Source organism: Bacillus cereus group sp. MYBK95-2, assembly GCF_051915225.1.
Classification (GTDB): Bacteria; Bacillota; Bacilli; order Bacillales; family Bacillaceae_G; genus Bacillus_A; species Bacillus_A cereus.
Genome location: NZ_JBQAEH010000003.1, coordinates 587,739 through 605,246 on the forward strand (window position 1 = coordinate 587,739; position 17,508 = coordinate 605,246).

Below are 17,508 nucleotides of genomic sequence, written 5' to 3' on the forward strand. Positions count from 1 at the left end.
TTTTATGTCACATGATGTGTAAAGGGGGCGTGTAATGAAATCGTTAACGGTTATTATTTTGTACAGTGAAAGAGAGCAAATATTAGAAGAGTCAATTCAATCTATATGGAAGCTAAATCCTCTTGAAATTATAATTTTAGTTCCTAACGATAGAAGTAATTTGTATGAAATAGCAAAGAAACATAAATGTCATATTGTTTTTATGGACAAATATAATAAGCATTATGATGGATATGGAGCTTGTATAAAGGCAGCAAAAGGAGAAGTTTTATTATTTTTAGATGGCAATTTTTCGTTATCCACAAATGAAATGCAGAGATTTATTGAGCCAATTGTTACAAATCAAGCCGATGTAGTTTTAAATAAAATAGATAAATTGATAGAAATAGGTAAATGTCAAAATATGGATATTGTATGGAGAAAAATGTTAAATGAAATTTTAAGTCGACCAGATTTAAAAAGCAATTCAATACTTTCGTTACCATATGCGCTTACGAAGGAAGTAGTGGAAAATATCGGCTTTAATTATATGGAAGATATCGTTCTATCTCATATGAAGATTGTGAATCAAGGGTGGCGGATTAACGATCAATATGCAATCAATACGTTATCTAAAGATGAGACTATAGAGGAAGGAGGATATTTAATAAAAAAAGAGTTATCCAAAAATGAAAAAGAGAAAGTAGAAAGATATTTACGCGGTATAGCTAAATGGATAGAGAAAAAAGGAAGAAGAGTAGGGTTTACTGATGCAGGAAAAAGAAGAGATATTGTTCAAAAACTAGGTGAATGTAAGCGATACCCTTCCTATCATCAAGGGTGGGGAATGCATTCTTCAATTTATGATGGGAAGCAACTTTCTGTCATTATACCAGTACAAAATGAAGAAGAGACTATAGAACAAGTAATACTTGAGGCGAGAAAAATAGAACCACTAGAAATCATCGTCGTTGTAAATGGTTCGACAGATCAAACAGCTAATATTGCTAAAAGACTTGGTGTTACTATTATTGAATATAACGAACGACTTGGTCATAATGTTGGACGTGCTATTGGAGCGCTTGAAGCTACAGGAGATATTCTTTTATTTATTGATGGTGATTTTAGTGTTTCAGGAAGTAATTTGCATCATTTTACAAAAGCAGTTTCAGCTGGTGTAGACATAGCATTAAATGATTTGAATCCGATGTTACACCCTCCGTTTTATGTTGTAGACGTCGTAAAATATATGCTTAATTTAGCATATAATCGTCCAGAATTAAGCAATGGCTCATTAGTAGCAATTCCACATGCTATGAGTAGATCATGTTTAGATGCAATAGGCTGGGAAAGCTTACTATGCCCTAGTCTTGCACAAGTAAAAGCAATATTACAAGGGTATAGAGTAGAATGTGTACATTACGTTGATGTTGTAAAACCGAATAGAATTCGTTTAATGGAGAATGTAAGTCACAAGGGGCATCCTCCGGCAGTATTAAGAATCATTGGTGATCACGTTGAAGCTCTCTCTTACTTGATAGAACAACTCGAAATGGATGGAAAGGGTGATTAAACTGTTAGACCAGTATAAAATAATTAACATTTCATATGAACAATTATGGCAAATGGATTTTCAAATTACAGAACCATTTATACTCAAGGTTGATTGGGATAAAGTAACGTATGAATTTTTAATTCGTATTAAGCCCGATGCTTCTAACACTATTGTTTTTGGATCCGGAGCAGGTGGGTTTCAAGAACAGCCAATTGGTCCACCTATTTTTCATCGACATTCTTGGATGGATGAATTTGAAGATACTGTTATATATTATAATGACCCTACGTTATATCTTGGAAAATTATCTTTAGGTTGGGGACAGGGAGAGTTAAATAGATTTTATTTACAAGATATAGCAAATATTTTAGAAATAGTATTTGTAAAGTTAAAAGTTGATTCGAAAAATGTGTTGTTTTATGGCAGTTCTGGGGGAGGATTTATGTCTTTAATTTTAGCTGGATTCGTTAAGGGCTCCACAGCTTTCATTAATAATCCTCAAACAAATTTATTAAAATGGATACCTGTACCAATAAATCTAGTTTTCGATTTGTCTTATCCAAATTTATCAAGAGAAGAAGTTGAAGAGAAATTTGGCGAAAGAATTAATGTTGTGAAATTTTTTAATCACATTAAATATGTACCGAATATTTATTTTTTACAAAATTTCGCGTGTGAATTTGATGTGCAAAATCATTTGCTACCATTTATTTCCGAATTAGAGCAACTTGATAAAGACACGGAAGTAAATCAAATTATAATTGAATTATATTTTGATAAAAAAGCAGGGCATGCAGCTGTAGGGAAGAGTGAAACAATTGAATATATAAAAAAAGTAAAACCTAATCAGACTGTAAAAGAAGAACAAAAAGAAGTGGACCTATCAGTTGTTATAGTTTTAGGAGAAGAAAAATCAAAATTGAATCAAATTTTAAATAAAGTGCAGCATATAAAACCACTAGAAATTATTATTGTAGCTGATGATAGAATGAGTGCGATACAATCTATACCAACATTTGTTGAAAGTAACGTTGTTGTGATTGAGGAGAAAAGTAAATGGAAAGCACCAGTTCATGGGGCAAAAGTCGCCAATGGTGATGTAGTCTTATTTTTAAATGGAGAAGATGTTATTTTTTCGGTAGAATTAGAACGATTTATAGAACCGATACTAAAAAAGGAACAGGATGTAATTTTAAATAATATAGACTCGGTTTGTTTTGAAAAGATGAGAGTAGAATGGCCAAGCATTGCTATGGTGTATAGAAAAATAGTAAACGATGTATTGGGGCGTATGGATTTAAAATATGATTCGATGTTATCTATGCCATATGCTATTACTAAAAAAGCAATTGAAGACATTGGATATGATATCTTGCAGAACCCTATTCTGTCCCAAGTAACTCTTATTGAGAAAGGGTGGCGACTACAATCCTCGTCAGCCATCACTAACACCTCCTTGAATAATATGCCTGCAAACAAAACCTCTTTCTATAAAAATGGATTAACTAAATTAGAAGTATATGAGATTAAAGAAAATATAAAAGCTTTGGAGAGTTGGTTACAACGAAAAGATGATAGAGGTAATTATACAGATGGAGGAAGAAAAAGAGAAATTATAGAGCAGTTAAAAAACCAAAAGAATTATTCACGTTTCCATAAAGGATGGGGAATGAATTCCTCTATTTATAATGGAAAACAGTTATCAATTATTATACCAGCACAAAATGAAGAATCAACGATTAAAGAAGTTATTCTTGAGGCAAGAAAAATTGAACCGAAAGAAATAATTGTTGTCATTAATGGGTCAACAGATCAAACAGAAGCAATTGCTAAGCAATCAGGGGCAACAGTAATTGTTTATGAAGAAAGATTAGGGCATGATGTAGGACGGGCAATTGGTGCACAAGAAGCGACAGGAGATATACTTCTCTTTATTGATGCTGATTTTGCTATTCCAGCAAAAGATCTTCATCCGTTAACGCAAGCTGTTGCGGATGGTGTTGATATGGTTTTAAATGATTTAAATTTAAATCTTAGATTTCCTCTATATATTGTAAGTTTATATAAATATATGTTGAATATTGCTTGTAACCGTAAAGATTTAGGGGTAGGATCTACAATTGCTGTTCCCCATGCTATTAGTAGAAAATGTTTAGAGGGAATTGGCTGGGACACTCTTCACACAGCGTGTGTTGCACAAGTAAAGGCAATATTAGAAGGGTATAAAGTCGAATGTGTCCATTTTGTAGATGTAATGAAACCAAATCGTATTCGGCCACAAGAGCATTTTGCGACGATAGGACATCCACCAGCTGTATTGAGAATTACTGGGGATCATTTAGAAGGACTTTCATATTTATTGAAGAATAAGGATTTTAAAGATTTATTTTAAAAGGTAAATTTGTCTATTGAATGAGTAACTTAAACATTTCATTTATGCAACTTGACGATATTTAGTATTGCAATGAAACTAAAATCAAAAATTTTTATTATTTTTAGCTCAGGTACAAGTGAAGAGCATGTTTCACTGACTGATAGTAAATGAACAAGTAACTAAAAGGTAAAGGCTTCTTTATATATATGAAGAAGCTTTTATCTTTTTTATTTTAAGTATGGAAGGTAAAGAGTAAATAAAGTTGTAACGGTATTTTTATTTTTGGATAAATTGATATTAGATATAAGAAAGGAGGGAATATCTTGTCTTGCATCAATAAAAGTTGTTTTCATATTTCTTTAGAAACTAAAGTCAATCCAAATGGTGGGGCAGAAATATTCGTAAGGTGCAATGATGAATGTTTATCTAATTTTAATGTAATACCGTTTATTGCATGTGTTTCTATTTCAGTAAAGGATGATTTGAGTTTTTTAGTTGATTTAGATAGTTTAATAAAACGTTAATTTTCTATGCAGTTAATAATAAAATAACATCTAATTTATAAGACTTAGTAAGAGAGTCGTGTCCAAATTTAATTAACTGCATATATTGTTAAAAGAAAGGAGGGAGAGTTATGGCATGTACTACGAATAATGTTTGTTTAGATGTGTGTCTTAAAATTACAATTACCCCTGGTAGTGGAATTGATGCAGTAGTCGATTGTGGAGGCACATGTGGGACAAGTCCTACTATTGTAATTAGTCCTAGTGGATCAATTGTTATTACTTTACCATTAGTTGCATGTTTCTCAATTGCACTAAAAGATGATTTAAGTGTTGACTCTTCATTAACAAGCCTCTATTTTCAAACTTCTTAAGAAAGATACAGAAATGAAAAGCCTGCCTGCTACTTTTCTTTTGATCTAATGTAAAAATAAAAAAGATGGTTACAACCATCTTTTTTTATTTTGCTATATATTTAAAATGAATTCATATATTATTTGGTGGTAAGAATATACAATTAAAAGCATTCAGTGTTTCTTTTTTGTTCGATGAGGTAAGAAATTGCTTCTATATGATCACCAATGATTTGTTGCGTTGCTAATGAAAGGTAGCCTTCCTGCGAGAAGTGTTTTTCTGGTCGAACTCGATTTATCTTGTCAACGTCGATAGAATGAACATTTTGTACATGCAATCCTGCTAAAATTGTTTTAACTTGACTTAAGGTTGGTGAAAGAAGAGAATCAAACCCAATTGTATCAATGCATTTTCGACTAAAAGCATGAGGGACAGCAGTTGTGGAGCCCATACCTAAATCTTTTCGATTACATGCTAAATTAACAACATGCTTACATGCAGTTACGATAGTATAAGGAACACGATACATGTAGTAGTGCTCTAATTTATTTAAAGCTAAATCGTTTCCATTTTGAACAGATTGTACAAATGGTAATAAATCAGAACTAGGAATTAAGAAATCACCATCAATAAATAATAATATATCACCTTTTGCAAAATATGCACCAACGGCACGTCCGGTATCAATGCCGAGTGCTTCTTTGTAAGTAATAACTGTTGCACCGCAATTCTTCGCCAATTCCTCTGTTTTATCTGTTGATCCATTAACAATAATGATGATTTCTAAAGGTTTTAATTTCTGCACCTCAAAAATGATAGATTCTATCGTTTTTTCTTCATTTTGAACAGGGATAATGATGGATAATTGTTTATTTCCATAAGTATTTGAATAAAACTTTTTACCTGTAATTATTTTGGGTATAGCTCTTTGTTCGCCGTTTTGAAGTTCTAAAATAATATCTCGCCTTCGATTATTATCAGTATAGTTTCCTCTTGAATTTTGTAATATATTTATCCAATTTTCAATTGCTTCTAGGTGATAACGAATGAGTTGTTTTGAGGGGAAGGAGGGAATTTGCGGTATAGAAATTTTAAAATGATTGCTAATGCGAAATTTATTTTTAATAATTTTCATTTGTGCCAATATCGGATTTAATAAACTTTCTGGAGTAATTGCATCAAGAATCTCTTTTGTTATTGCATAGGGAGGAAATAATAGTGAGTTAACATGTAAATCTGGACGATGAAAAAAATGATTCGTAACCTGCTGCCAAATCATTTCTATAGTTGGCTTTTGCTTTTGATAAAAAAAGTCATCTAAATTGTTTAATACTATGTCAGCTGATTCGTCTAGTAATGGTTGAAGAAATTGTGTAAGTAAGGAAGATTGGATAATGTAATTTGCATCTAAAAATAAGAGGTACTTACCCTTTGCTTTTGTGGCACCAATTACATAACAATTATTTAATTCTGACGGTTCTTCTAATGTGATAATTTTACAATTGTAAGATTGTGCAATATCAATGGAATCATCGATATATCCGTTAATAGTAAGGATGATTTCTAAAGGGTGTAGTTGTTCACAGGCTTTCAAAATTTCAGGTAAAACTTTTATGTTATGCTGTATACGAATAATAATAGAAATCGGATTTTTACACATAAGTAGTCTCCTTTTTAATCAGAGGTAGTTATTAATAAGGTTAGATAAAATAGGAGATATATATTTTATTATATACGTAACCACTATTTAGTTTTATCAGACTTAGAATTTTCATTACTTGAATTGGAACCTTTATTTATTCCAGACGCGAGTAAATTATTGAGAACGCTAAGGTCTAATTGCATAGGGATTGAGTTTTTGGATGTAGTTTTCTCATTTTCTTTTTTTGTAGTTAATATAGTCTTTATATTTTTTATTTCTTTATATTGTTTTAAGGTAATGAAAAATCCAGAAATAATGAAGAGAAAAGAAACAGTAGCAAGTAAAAGTATTATTTCCAACATAAAATAGCCTCCTTTAAATCTATAATAATACTATAGTTGAATGTAATAAGACAAAATTCGAGCTAATGAGTTCACTTTTTAAATATATGCAAATCTTTAGTAAAAGTTACTAATTTCTAGGTTAAAGGAAGCAATTATAGAAACGTTATAAATATAAATAAATGAAAGTTTCATTTGTAGTGTAAAGGTATGTGTTATATAAGCTGAACGTCATTCTATAACAAGTTAAACAGGGTTTAATTTTATATAAAAAGAGCATTTAATTGGACAAATAATTAATTATGTGAAATAATAATAACAGATAAGGAGACGTTGCTTTTCCTTAAGTGCTTCGAATTAATTTTATTCAATAAGAGAAGGTGTGCTTAAAGAAGTTAAATTAAATAAGGAGCTGTTTTATTATATGCAACAAAATAATGATTTAAATTTTGAACCTCAAGACGTTAATATTGTTAATCCTAAACAAGCCAGGAAAGCAGTAATTGCTACTGGTATAGGGAACGCAATGGAGTGGTTTGACTTCGGATTATACGCGTATTTAGCGGTAATTTTAAGTCAATTATTCTTCTCTGGTGTTGATAATAGTGGATTGCAACTTGTACTTACATTCGGTACATTTGCAGCAGCCTTTCTCGTTCGACCAATCGGAGGTGTATTCTTTGGTAGAATAGGAGATAAGTACGGCCGAAAAATCGTGTTAAGTACTACTATTATTTTAATGGCACTTTCTACATTATTCATCGCATTACTACCAACCTATGAACAAATTGGTGTATGGGCACCAATACTACTTTTAGTTGCCCGAATGATTCAAGGCTTCTCTACAGGCGGCGAATATTCAGGAGCAATGGTTTATATCGCAGAATCTTCTCCAGATAAAAAGCGTGGTATACTCGGTAGTGGTCTTGAAATTGGAACACTCTCAGGTTACATTGCTGCATCGGTAATTGTTACCATTTTGACGTTATTGTTAACAGATGAGCAAATGCTCAGCTGGGGATGGCGTATTCCGTTCTTAATAGCTGCACCAATTGGTTTGGTCGGTTTATACTTACGCCGTCATCTAGATGAATCTCCAATCTTTGAAGAGATGGAAAAAGCACAAGAGGAATCTGAAGACAATGAACAATTTTCATTCATGGATATTATTAAATATCACAAAAAAGACTTCTTATTAAGCACAGTAATTGTCGCCTTCTTTAATATTACAAATTATATGATTCTTTCGTATATTCCTTCTTATCTAACTCAAGTACTTAAAGTCGAAGAAACAACAGGCTTATTAATTATTTCTATTACGATGGCACTTATGATTCCACTAGCACTATATTTCGGTAAATTAAGTGATAAAATTGGTAATAAACGCGTTGTGCAAATTGGTTTACTTGGTTTAACTGTATTTGCAATTCCGGCATTTTTACTAATAGGTAACGGACATATTGCAGCTATATTTGCAGGTATTTTCGTACTAGGTTTCTTCTTAAGTGTATATGAAGGAACATTACCTTCATTATTACCATCACTCTTTTTCACTGATGTACGTTATCGAGCACTTTCGATCTCATTTAATATTTCTGTATCGATATTCGGTGGAACAACACCGCTTGTATGTTCATACTTAGTTCATGCAACTGGTAACCCGCTCGCACCGGCATTTTATTTAGCAGGTGTAAGTATTATTGGATTAGTTGTATTTAGTGTACTATTCGTTACAACTTCAGGGCGTGCGCTAAAAGGTTCATATCCTACAGTAGAAACGAAAAAAGAAGCACACCAAATCGCTAAAGAAGACCCTGAAGAAACACTTTGGTGGCATGAAGAGTCATTAGAAATTGAAGCAGGGAAGAATGCTTCCATTTAAAAAGCAACGTAGAAGTACAAAAAGACTCCTATGAATATAGGAGTCTTTTTGTTACGTTATTTCTTTCGTTTCTTCAAACTTTTTTGATATGCATAAAGCTTATGAATCTCTTCCTTAAATTCATGTAGAAGTACAGTGTTTGCACCATTTGAATAACGCACCGTATTATAAGCATCTATAATAATATCACTTTGAATATTTACATCTTCTTCATCGTTTATTCTTTCTAGCCAAGTTTCAACAGTTTCTCCCCGTTTTCTATTTAAAGGAGAGGTTAACTTACTCTCTAGCTTAAAAATTTCCTTCCGAATTTCGTTATGTGGCGGTTTATTTCGTTTAAAACGATTTTGGCTCATTCCTTCTTTATCAGTAATGATAGTAGATTCGAAGGCGGGCATATTTGGTAAACTTAAATGTTTTCGTTTTTTTACTATTTTCCAAACGACGTAAATAGCGATAGCTGTACAGACTATTATTGTAGTGCTATTTATGAGTATTGGATCAAAATCAGGAATTTTTTTTCCGTCTTCAATTTTTGGTTTTAAGAGATGTCCTTTATTTGCCCAAACATCTTCAGTATCTTTTAATTCCGCTGCTTTAATTAATGGCATTAAAGCATAGCCGACGCCTAATGCGACTACTTCCGTTATAAAACCAAAAATAAGTCGAATGAAAGGAAATACTTGAACAATTAATATACTCATTAAGCCAATCGTAATGATAGAAGAAAAACGTAATAGTTGTTGTTTGCGATTGGCCCCGGTTAACCAAAATGTAATCATAAGATGCAAGGCTAACATTAATAGTTTCCACAACGGTGGAAAGGGTGCATAAAATATAGCTGAAACGACAAACCATACAATACCACCTAAAGATTTTTGAACTGGATATCCAGGTCCGACCACATGTACGATAAAGAAAAATAGTGGTAATATGATTGTGCCAAATAGAGAAAAAGGTAAAAATAAAGAGAAAAGAACGATTTGAAGAACTAAAAGTATTACAAATCCTGTTGTTTTTTTCTGCATAAATTTATGAATAAGAAATACTCCAATATAGCCTGTTGTTAAAAATATTGCAATACTAATTAGTTCATCTCTTTCTGTTAATAATGAAAGCAGAAGGAGCAGAATGAAATCATGAATGTGATATAGCCAAGTTTTCAACTGGTTCCACCATCCCTTCACTAGTAATGAGAAACGTTGGCTGCGAGAGAAGAGGGAGTTCATTTCTTTGTAAACCAATGTATATCATTGTAGACGATCGTTCTCTTTTTCTCTTTACATAATGAAGGAATCCTTGTTTCGGAAGTAACGTACTATCATCTGAAATACGGGCTAATTCTTCTAAAGCTTTTGCATATTGTGTTTGTCCTTCATTTAACGGTACATGTAATGCACCGCCTTCTGCTAATACACTAATAAACAATTCAAACGGAATGTGGTGCTTCGTTGCATACTGGAAAATGTATGTTGCATATGAAATAAGTTCTTCTACATTATCTTTCCAACCAAATCCACGATCGGCAGCTAAAGAAAGACAAATCGTCCAACTATAATTTTTTACAGGTTCATATTGCTTCGCCTGTAATTGTTGCATTTTAGCAGATGCCTTCCAATGAATAGAGCGGAAAGACTCACGCTCATATCGCTTTACACCGATAATAGATGTTTCATCATTGTAAAAAGAAAAATTCGTTCGATAAGATCCATTCAAAAGTTGCTGAAGTTCTTGCAAACCTGCTACTTCTTTAGGAGAAGGATACACAATAATTTCAGTCCTTAATTTATCAAAAACAGGTAAATGTACAGTTAATAGATGAAATGGATCTTTTAATACACATTCAAATTGTTCAATTTGAAACACACCACGCTTCGTGGCGGTTAATGTTAACCCCCATTTTTGTGCCGAATGTGCAGGTTGTGAAAATGGGAAAGAGAATAACGTTTTTGATATTTGTTCAATGCCTTGCTCTTTATGCGGTATAAGGGACGAATTTAAATGAAAGTAACAAACACCATTAACGATTGGTATGCTGGCTCCATTTTTTAAATGAATAAAAAACTGTCCAGATTCCTCAGGAAAAATCCGTGTAGTTTGTTTCTCATTTATGATTTGAAACTTCTTCTCTATGAAAGCGACATATTTATAAATAAAAATCGCAAATAAATAATAGAAGAAAAAGAGAAACATAAGCATTCGTTGCGGGAAAAAGAATGTGAAAAGTAACGCGATTGGAACGGTTAGTTGAATAATATGGAGTTGAAAAAATAAAGGCACAGTTACAACACGCTGTCCATTCATGCTTGCTCAATCTCCACAGGTACGTCAACTTCTTTTAAAATACTTTTCATAATATCATTTTTTGTCGTGCGCAGGGCACCTTCCATTGATAAGACGATACGGTGATTCCAAACAGAAGGAACTAACAATTGTATATCTTCTGGTGTGCAATATTCTCTCCCGCGTAAAAAGGCTAAAGCTTGAACAGCACGTACTAAAGCCAATGTGGCACGTGGGCTTACACCGTTAGCGATATAATCATGATTTCTTGTAGCATGAGCAAGTTTAATAATGTAATGTTCTAACGGTTCCGAAACAAATATTTCTTTTACTCGTTTTTGAGATTCTAAAATATCTTCTAATGAGATGACAGATGTGACACTTTCTAATGGTAAATCGTTCCGAAAACGTCGCATCATTTGTAGCTCATCTTCAGGAGTAGGATAACCGATTGAAATCGTCATTAAAAAGCGATCAAGCTGTGCATCTGGAAGAGGGAAAGTCCCTTGTGATTCAATTGGGTTTTGCGTCGCAATAACAAAGAACGGTTTCGGCAGAGGCGTAGATTGTTTTTCGAGTATCACTTGTCGTTCTTCCATCGCTTCTAACAAACTCGACTGCGTTCTCGGCATTGCACGGTTAATTTCATCTGCTAGCAAAATGTTTGTCATAACTGGTCCAATTCTTAATTCGAATTCGCTTGTTTTTGGGTTGAAGTATTCAATACCTGTTACATCACTTGGAAGTACATCGGGGGTGAATTGAACGCGAGAAAAACTACCACCAATACTTTTGGAAATGGTTTTTGCCAGTAACGTTTTCCCAGTACCAGGCACGTCTTCGAGTAGTGCATGTCCATCAGCAAGAAGTGAAACGAGCAGTAGATCAATAACATTTTCTTTCCCAACAAACACAGATCCGATGTTTTCTTTCAATTTATTTATCATATGTACCATATGTACCATTCCTTTCATTATAAAAGAGCTAATATTTCTATATTTTAACAAATTATTCAGAAAATTTGTATGGTTTTTTAATTCAAAGAAATGGATATTTAATTATTAAATTACTCTTGCATATTTTGGAATATAATTATACAATATCGATATACGATGTATCGTAAGTCGATATATCATAAGGCGATGTATCGGAGGTAGTTATAATGAATGGGAAGGCGCAAAAATATATTCCGTTAACTGAGGCGACATATTACATATTGTTATCACTAGTGAAACCAATGCACGGATATGGAATTATGCAAATGGTAGAAGAGATGACAAATGGGGAAGTAAAGCTCGGTCCTGGTACTTTATACGGGAATACGACGAAATTACTTAAAGAAAAATTAATTGTTGAAGTTGCCTCTACAGATAGAAAGAAGTGCTATGAGTTAACGCCGTTTGGGAGAGAAGTGTTAGAGCTAGAATATAACAGATTGCAGAGATCTGTAAGGAATGGAAATAGTATATTAGGGGAGTGAATGGGAAATGGAGACAAAGAAGGTATTCAAACCTTTTGCGATATGGAGCTTGGAAAAAGAAGAAGCTTTTTTAAGAAAAATGCATCAAAAGGGATGGGCTTTACAAAAGTATAATGTAATGTATACGTTTAAGAAAACTGAACCAAAAGATGTAGTATATAAAGCGGATTTTAGACTGGATTATAAAGATTCAAAAGAAAAACAAAAAGAATATATTGAAATATATGAAATGTGTGGATGGAAACATGTAACGAGTTTTGCGAAGTGGAATTATTTTTGTAAAGAAGTAGACGAGGAAAATGAGTTACCTGATATTTATTCAGACAAAGAAACGAAGATACAAAAATTTGTTGAATTGATACAGTTCGTTGCAATTATGTTTGTAATGTTAATTCCAGTGTTTTACTTATGTTTTCTTGGAGTATCAGAATCAGGATTATATAAAGGTATGGTTGGGTTTTTAGTTTGTATATATTTATATGCGTTTATTAATTTATTTAGGAAGATTAAAAAGTTAAAAAATGAAATGTTGTAACAAAGATTGGGTTTATTAAAGAAGATGGTTGTATATTGAATGGAAATCATCTTCTTTAATTTCTATATATCCTTGTTTTGTTGGGTATTTTTTATATAATAAAATATTGTATATTTAAGGCATAGAACTAACAGTTACAAAGATGTACCAGTAACAATACCTAAAAAAATCATAAATGAAGAAGTAATTAATAATAACGAACTTGAATATCACTTTATTAGATTTTTGTTTTTTATAAAGGAAATAAAGTAAAAGACCACAAATAGTAGAAAGTATCCATATAGCTAAACCGTAGGAAGTCGAGATTTTCTCCCAATCGAAGATCCAAAAGTAAAAGATGACTATATGACAAGTTAATAGTAGAAATATTGATGGAAGCGTTATTTTTTTATTATTTGTTTTACCTCGCTTATGTAAACATTTCCAAAAGAGTGCGAAGTTTAACATATAATAAGGAAGAAATACATTTTTAATTAACGTATTAAACGAAAAAATCCCTTATAGAAAAATCTATTTCTACAAGGGATAATCATGTTTTTATTAGAAAGACTGATTTTGCGCAGGTTTAATAAATTGTTCAGGGTTTTCAACAAGTCCGCATACAGCACATTGGACACGGTATGTAGGTCCTTGATAAGCCATATGAAAAGCATTCATCGTTTCATTTGTGTATTCTTCTTCTACTTGACCAGTTTGTGGATTTAACTTGACTGGTTTTACTTGTTGCTCAAGAATATTAAAGCGGGTACGGTTCGTTTTACAACTTGGACATAGCATTGGTTCCATATGTATACACCTCCATTTGTATCATTTCTTAAAATCTTTAATTTTATGCAAGCAAAAAACTTTCTCAATATAAATAGGTGTTTAATGTATTTAAAATTCAGAAAAAATAAAATATAATAAAAGTACGAACTGGTTATGTCCAAACCAAATCTCCTGTTTTATGCCAATAAGCTGGGGGGCCGAGAAATCGGCCTCATTTTTTTTGCTCATTACTACAAGGAACAAGGTTTTTGTGAGACTTTTGTCGAAATTTTAGGGATAGATACAAGGGGGGATGTAAAATGGATTTGAAAATGAAGTACATCATTTTATATGTAGAAAAGTTTGAGGAATGTTTAAAATTCTATAAAGATATTTTACAGTTACCTATAAAAGCAGAGCACGGTACATATATTGAATTTAATACTGGAACTACCATTTTAGCGATGAATACGCGGCAAGATGTGAAAGAATTAACAGGACTACCGCTTACAGAAGGTGAATTAAAGTTTTCTCATTTCGAATTAGGATTCGTTGTTGAGAATGTACAAGAAACGATTGAGCAATTTAGAGAACAAGGAATCAAGATTTTAGTTGAACCGATTGTAAAACCGTGGGGGCAAACAATTGCCTACATTGCTGATCCAGATGGAAATTATATTGAAATTTGCAGTTCATTAGAATAGAGGGAGAAAGAGAGATGGGATTTCCAAAACTAGAAACAGAACGTTTATTCTTAAGAGAACTTACACTATTAGATGCAGAAACGATGTTCCAATATTTTTCGAAAGAATCAGTTATACGTTATTTCGGAATGGATTCTTTCGAAAATATTGAGCAAGCGAAAACCACGATTCAAACGTTTAAAAATCGTTATGAAGAGGGCAGTGTATTTCGCTGGGGAATCGAGAAAAAAGGGACGGGCCAATTAATCGGAACGTGCGGATTTCATTTAATTAATAATCATCATAAACGAGCTGAAATTGGTTATGAATTAGATGATACATATTGGGGACAAGGATATGCATCGGAAGCATTACAAGCGATTTTAGCTTATGGATTTGAAATGCTGCAACTAATAAGAATCGCAGCGGTTGTATATGTAGAAAATAAAGCTTCTCAAAAATTGTTAATAAAAGCAGGATTTCAAGAAGAAGGATTACTTCGAAAACATATGATTCAAAATGGTGTCGCTCATGATACCATTCTATACTCATTATTAAAAGAAGAGTGGAAGAAGTAATGAGTACAAATGAGCTTATAAATGTTATGAAGAAGCATAAAGAAAACCGCTTTATTTTAGGGATAGATGGTTTAAGTCGATCTGGAAAAACAACATTCGTAGCCAATTTAAAAGAAAATATGAAACAAGAAGGCATTCCGTTTCATATTTTCCATATTGATGATCACATAGTGGAGCGTAATAAACGATATCATACTGGATATGAAGAATGGTACGAGTATTATTATTTACAATGGGACATTGAATGGCTAAGGCAGAAATTTTTTCAAAAGCTACAACATGAAACAAAATTGAAATTACCTTTCTTTCATGAAGAAACAGATATATGTGAAATGGAAAAAGTACAGATTCCTATTGTAGGCGTAATTGTTATTGAAGGAGTTTTTCTGCAGCGAAAAGAATGGAGAGATTTCTTTCATTATATGGTCTATTTGGACTGTCCAAGAGAGACAAGGTTTCTACGTGAGAGTGAGGAGACACAGAAAAACCTTTCAAAATTTGAAAATAGGTATTGGAAAGCAGAGGATTATTACTTAGAAACGGAATTGCCGAGGGATAGGGCGGATTTAGTCATTGAATGATTTGAAAATAGAAGGTGAATAGAATGAATATTTTATGGGATTTTGATGGGACGTTATTTGATACGTATCCTGCATATACAATGATGCTTTCTGAAATATTAGGTGACTCAGTAGAAAAACAAGAAATATACAAAAACTTAAAAATATCATACTCTCATGCAATTCAGTATTATAATATTTCATGCGAGCAGGAAGAAAAGATTAAAGTTTTGAAGGAGAAATTCACGCCAAAAGATATGAAACCTTTTGCAGGTGTCGAAGAGGTTTTGAAATTTGCAAATAAAAATGTGATTATGACCCATAAACATAGGGAAGGGGTTATGGGCATTTTAAAATATTACGGCTGGGAAAAATACTTCGTAGATATGGTTACAATTGACGATGGCTTTCCTCGAAAGCCAAACTCTTTAGCTTATAATCATCTGCATAAAAAATACAATATTGATTTAGCTATTGGAGATAGAGAATTAGATTTATTACCTGCAAAAGAATTAGGTATTTCAACATGTATGTTTCAAGGTAATTGTGATGTAGCGGATTATTCTTTATCACATTACTCGGAGTTTTTTAAGGTAGTGAGTGATAGAGAGTTTTCTTTATAAAAAAAGTTATTAATAAAGACTGTATCTTTCATTTTAAAGGTACAGTCTTTATTTTTTAGAGCTATTATATACCAATTGCCGTGGATTAAAGAATGATTGTATATCTTTAGTAAAGAAATAGTCAGGTTAGTTGTTAGATAGAAATAGACAGATAAAGTGATAGCGTCCGTTTTATCTGCTTTTTATCATAACTAAATTATGGTTATTCATGCTAATATAAACTCATAGCTATATAGAAGGGGTGGGATTAGTATGAAAACAGAAATAGTTCCTAAAAAGAAGTACAGTATAATAAGCTATATATCTTTACTCATCGGCATTTTGTGTTTTCTATTCGTTTTTATAACGCCAACAAGGATAGCGAATGCAGGTAATATAGTTGGAGATTATATTACAATTGCCCTGACAGGTGTAGGGATCATGCTTTCAATAATCACAATGACGAAAAAAACAGAGAAGAAGGGGATTGCTATCCTTTCATTAATACTGTCCTCATCATTTTTTATATTTTGGATCATAGCGATTATCCTATTGTTTACTGGTCAAATTAGTTTTGCACCGTAATGTGTAATAAAAAGAGTCCTTCTCGTATGAAGGACTCTTTTTACTCGGTATCTTCAGGTTGATATTCTAAAATATCCCCCGGTTGGCATTCTAATGCTTTACATATTGCTTCTAAAGTTGAAAAACGGACTGCTTTTGCTTTTCCATTTTTCAAGATAGAAAGGTTAGCCATTGTAATTCCAACCTTCTCCGAAAGTTCTGTTACACTCATTTTTCTTTTTGCTAACATTACATCAATATTAATAATAATTGCCATATTATTCACCTCAGACCGTTAAATCATTTTCTGATTTTATATCTATAGCATCTTTTAATAGTCTTTGGAGAACGGCAGCAAAGACCGCGATTACCATTGAAGCAAAAATCATAATCATTCCGATAATAATAATGCCAGGGGCATCATCTCTCTCTGCCACGAGATAGAAAAGTGGCATACCTAATACATATAATACACTAATTGCCAATGCGCTGTACTTAATATTTTTTAAAGCTTGAACAGATAACTCTGAGAATGCGTTGTTTTTATCAATATAGTTTAAAAGCTTAAATGTTTGGTACAGTGCGAAGTAATAAGGTATTGCTGTTGCGTATAAATTGATAAATACAAGATATTTAATATATGAAATATCTGGATATAATTCTGCGGCGAAATTTCCTATTTTAGGGACTAAAAAAATGCACATAGCAAGAACGGGGATTCCGATCAGAATCACAACGGTCTTTAAAAAGAGTGTGGATCCTTGTTTCATAAAAAGCACCTCATTTATTTATTATCTTATTAATTTAACATGAAATTTATTGTTTAACAATAAATTTTTATTTCTT

At 32.3% G+C, this 17,508-nt stretch carries 20 protein-coding genes and 1 pseudogene; 12 read left to right on the top strand and 9 right to left on the bottom strand.

Translation table 11 applies throughout. The features are described 5' to 3' along the window. Positions 1-34 precede the first annotated feature (34 nt). From ACTFN4_RS14350 to ACTFN4_RS14365, 4 genes are all read left to right on the top strand, one after another. Entirely contained in the window at positions 35-1,552 is a 1,518-nt protein-coding gene (locus tag ACTFN4_RS14350) for a glycosyltransferase family 2 protein (protein ID WP_439962478.1), read from the top strand. 52 nt (positions 1,553-1,604) lie between these two features. Beyond that, the gene (locus ACTFN4_RS14355) at positions 1,605-3,926 is read left to right on the top strand and encodes a glycosyltransferase (RefSeq protein WP_439962492.1); all 2,322 of its coding nucleotides are present in this window, start codon (positions 1,605-1,607) and stop codon (positions 3,924-3,926) included. A 305-nt stretch (positions 3,927-4,231) separates the two neighbouring features. Further along, complete coding sequence (locus ACTFN4_RS14360; protein ID WP_001277646.1) at positions 4,232-4,432, top strand: hypothetical protein; 201 nt, start codon at positions 4,232-4,234, stop codon at positions 4,430-4,432. Positions 4,433-4,542: 110 nt separating this feature from the next. After that, positions 4,543-4,785: a hypothetical protein gene (locus ACTFN4_RS14365; RefSeq protein ID WP_000752474.1), complete on the top strand. Its 243-nt coding sequence runs from the start codon at positions 4,543-4,545 to the stop codon at positions 4,783-4,785. A 143-nt stretch (positions 4,786-4,928) separates the two neighbouring features. Here ACTFN4_RS14365 and ACTFN4_RS14370 read toward each other — a convergent pair whose 3' ends face one another. Both ACTFN4_RS14370 and ACTFN4_RS14375 read right to left on the bottom strand, forming a co-directional pair. Next, complete coding sequence (locus ACTFN4_RS14370) at positions 4,929-6,425, bottom strand: glycosyltransferase (protein WP_439962479.1); 1,497 nt, start codon at positions 6,423-6,425, stop codon at positions 4,929-4,931. A gap of 83 nt (positions 6,426-6,508) precedes the next feature. Next, positions 6,509-6,769: a hypothetical protein gene (locus ACTFN4_RS14375; RefSeq protein ID WP_000889743.1), complete on the bottom strand. Its 261-nt coding sequence runs from the start codon at positions 6,767-6,769 to the stop codon at positions 6,509-6,511. Positions 6,770-7,172: 403 nt separating this feature from the next. Here ACTFN4_RS14375 and ACTFN4_RS14380 point away from each other — a divergent pair, with 403 nt between their 5' ends. Continuing rightward, positions 7,173-8,630, top strand: coding sequence for an MFS transporter (locus tag ACTFN4_RS14380; protein ID WP_001186926.1), 1,458 nt, complete (start codon positions 7,173-7,175; stop codon positions 8,628-8,630). Between the two features lie 56 nt (positions 8,631-8,686). On the opposite strand, the gene ACTFN4_RS14385 is transcribed toward ACTFN4_RS14380, so the two are convergent. The 3 genes from ACTFN4_RS14385 to ACTFN4_RS14395 are packed head-to-tail and all read right to left on the bottom strand — an operon-like array spanning position 8,687 to position 11,878. Further along, positions 8,687-9,796 carry a DUF4018 domain-containing protein gene (locus tag ACTFN4_RS14385; protein ID WP_259591586.1) on the bottom strand — a complete coding sequence of 370 codons (1,110 nt, stop codon included), beginning with the start codon at positions 9,794-9,796 and terminating at the stop codon, positions 8,687-8,689. Beyond that, entirely contained in the window at positions 9,768-10,934 is a 1,167-nt protein-coding gene (locus ACTFN4_RS14390; RefSeq protein WP_001014398.1) for a DUF58 domain-containing protein, read from the bottom strand. Before ACTFN4_RS14390 ends, ACTFN4_RS14385 begins: the two co-directional genes overlap by 29 nt. Beyond that, the gene (locus ACTFN4_RS14395) at positions 10,931-11,878 is read right to left on the bottom strand and encodes an AAA family ATPase (RefSeq protein ID WP_439962493.1); all 948 of its coding nucleotides are present in this window, start codon (positions 11,876-11,878) and stop codon (positions 10,931-10,933) included. Before ACTFN4_RS14395 ends, ACTFN4_RS14390 begins: the two co-directional genes overlap by 4 nt. A gap of 197 nt (positions 11,879-12,075) precedes the next feature. Here ACTFN4_RS14395 and ACTFN4_RS14400 point away from each other — a divergent pair, with 197 nt between their 5' ends. Further along, positions 12,076-12,393 (top strand): PadR family transcriptional regulator, encoded by a 318-nt coding sequence (locus ACTFN4_RS14400; RefSeq protein WP_001013435.1) that lies wholly within the window; start codon positions 12,076-12,078, stop codon positions 12,391-12,393. Between the two features lie 7 nt (positions 12,394-12,400). Further along, positions 12,401-12,928, top strand: coding sequence for a DUF2812 domain-containing protein (locus tag ACTFN4_RS14405; RefSeq protein ID WP_439962480.1), 528 nt, complete (start codon positions 12,401-12,403; stop codon positions 12,926-12,928). 114 nt (positions 12,929-13,042) lie between these two features. On the opposite strand, the pseudogene ACTFN4_RS14410 reads toward ACTFN4_RS14405, so the two are convergent. Beyond that, positions 13,043-13,375: pseudogene (locus tag ACTFN4_RS14410) on the bottom strand (hypothetical protein). A 93-nt stretch (positions 13,376-13,468) separates the two neighbouring features. Then, the gene (locus ACTFN4_RS14415) at positions 13,469-13,714 is read right to left on the bottom strand and encodes a hypothetical protein (RefSeq protein ID WP_000433609.1); all 246 of its coding nucleotides are present in this window, start codon (positions 13,712-13,714) and stop codon (positions 13,469-13,471) included. Between the two features lie 281 nt (positions 13,715-13,995). Here ACTFN4_RS14415 and ACTFN4_RS14420 point away from each other — a divergent pair, with 281 nt between their 5' ends. The 5 genes from ACTFN4_RS14420 (at position 13,996) to ACTFN4_RS14440 (ending at position 16,683) form a co-directional block, all read left to right on the top strand. After that, on the top strand, positions 13,996-14,379 hold the full coding sequence (locus ACTFN4_RS14420; RefSeq protein ID WP_006924562.1) for a VOC family protein: 384 nt from the start codon (positions 13,996-13,998) through the stop codon (positions 14,377-14,379). Positions 14,380-14,393: 14 nt separating this feature from the next. Beyond that, a complete protein-coding gene (locus ACTFN4_RS14425; RefSeq protein WP_033695878.1) occupies positions 14,394-14,936 on the top strand; it encodes a GNAT family N-acetyltransferase in 543 nt (180 codons plus the stop codon). Further along, positions 14,936-15,517, top strand: coding sequence for a kinase (locus ACTFN4_RS14430; protein WP_000106107.1), 582 nt, complete (start codon positions 14,936-14,938; stop codon positions 15,515-15,517). Before ACTFN4_RS14425 ends, ACTFN4_RS14430 begins: the two co-directional genes overlap by 1 nt. A 23-nt stretch (positions 15,518-15,540) precedes the next feature. Continuing rightward, complete coding sequence (locus tag ACTFN4_RS14435; RefSeq protein WP_001024236.1) at positions 15,541-16,119, top strand: HAD-IA family hydrolase; 579 nt, start codon at positions 15,541-15,543, stop codon at positions 16,117-16,119. A 252-nt stretch (positions 16,120-16,371) separates the two neighbouring features. After that, the gene (locus ACTFN4_RS14440; RefSeq protein WP_000845548.1) at positions 16,372-16,683 is read left to right on the top strand and encodes a hypothetical protein; all 312 of its coding nucleotides are present in this window, start codon (positions 16,372-16,374) and stop codon (positions 16,681-16,683) included. Between the two features lie 40 nt (positions 16,684-16,723). Here the strand turns inward: ACTFN4_RS14440 and ACTFN4_RS14445 are convergent, their stop codons facing one another. Next, entirely contained in the window at positions 16,724-16,939 is a 216-nt protein-coding gene (locus tag ACTFN4_RS14445) for a helix-turn-helix domain-containing protein (RefSeq protein ID WP_000974619.1), read from the bottom strand. Between the two features lie 10 nt (positions 16,940-16,949). After that, entirely contained in the window at positions 16,950-17,432 is a 483-nt protein-coding gene (locus tag ACTFN4_RS14450; RefSeq protein ID WP_000809125.1) for a DUF2975 domain-containing protein, read from the bottom strand. Positions 17,433-17,508 lie beyond the last annotated feature (76 nt).

Bases quoted from the DNA above. Each gene is read 5' to 3' on its own strand.
- ACTFN4_RS14380 (WP_001186926.1), top strand. From the start codon at position 7,173: ATGCAACAAAATAATGATTTAAATTTTGAACCTCAAGACGTTAATATT.
- ACTFN4_RS14450 (WP_000809125.1), bottom strand. From the start codon at position 17,432: ATGAAACAAGGATCCACACTCTTTTTAAAGACCGTTGTGATTCTGATC.
- ACTFN4_RS14430 (WP_000106107.1), top strand. From the start codon at position 14,936: ATGAGTACAAATGAGCTTATAAATGTTATGAAGAAGCATAAAGAAAAC.
- ACTFN4_RS14420 (WP_006924562.1), top strand. From the start codon at position 13,996: ATGGATTTGAAAATGAAGTACATCATTTTATATGTAGAAAAGTTTGAG.
- ACTFN4_RS14405 (WP_439962480.1), top strand. From the start codon at position 12,401: ATGGAGACAAAGAAGGTATTCAAACCTTTTGCGATATGGAGCTTGGAA.
- ACTFN4_RS14425 (WP_033695878.1), top strand. From the start codon at position 14,394: ATGGGATTTCCAAAACTAGAAACAGAACGTTTATTCTTAAGAGAACTT.
- ACTFN4_RS14365 (WP_000752474.1), top strand. From the start codon at position 4,543: ATGGCATGTACTACGAATAATGTTTGTTTAGATGTGTGTCTTAAAATT.
- ACTFN4_RS14350 (WP_439962478.1), top strand. From the start codon at position 35: ATGAAATCGTTAACGGTTATTATTTTGTACAGTGAAAGAGAGCAAATA.
- ACTFN4_RS14445 (WP_000974619.1), bottom strand. From the start codon at position 16,939: ATGGCAATTATTATTAATATTGATGTAATGTTAGCAAAAAGAAAAATG.
- ACTFN4_RS14440 (WP_000845548.1), top strand. From the start codon at position 16,372: ATGAAAACAGAAATAGTTCCTAAAAAGAAGTACAGTATAATAAGCTAT.
- ACTFN4_RS14370 (WP_439962479.1), bottom strand. From the start codon at position 6,425: ATGTGTAAAAATCCGATTTCTATTATTATTCGTATACAGCATAACATA.
- ACTFN4_RS14375 (WP_000889743.1), bottom strand. From the start codon at position 6,769: ATGTTGGAAATAATACTTTTACTTGCTACTGTTTCTTTTCTCTTCATT.
- ACTFN4_RS14355 (WP_439962492.1), top strand. From the start codon at position 1,605: ATGGATTTTCAAATTACAGAACCATTTATACTCAAGGTTGATTGGGAT.
- ACTFN4_RS14435 (WP_001024236.1), top strand. From the start codon at position 15,541: ATGAATATTTTATGGGATTTTGATGGGACGTTATTTGATACGTATCCT.
- ACTFN4_RS14395 (WP_439962493.1), bottom strand. From the start codon at position 11,878: ATGGTACATATGGTACATATGATAAATAAATTGAAAGAAAACATCGGA.
- ACTFN4_RS14390 (WP_001014398.1), bottom strand. From the start codon at position 10,934: ATGAATGGACAGCGTGTTGTAACTGTGCCTTTATTTTTTCAACTCCAT.
- ACTFN4_RS14415 (WP_000433609.1), bottom strand. From the start codon at position 13,714: ATGGAACCAATGCTATGTCCAAGTTGTAAAACGAACCGTACCCGCTTT.
- ACTFN4_RS14400 (WP_001013435.1), top strand. From the start codon at position 12,076: ATGAATGGGAAGGCGCAAAAATATATTCCGTTAACTGAGGCGACATAT.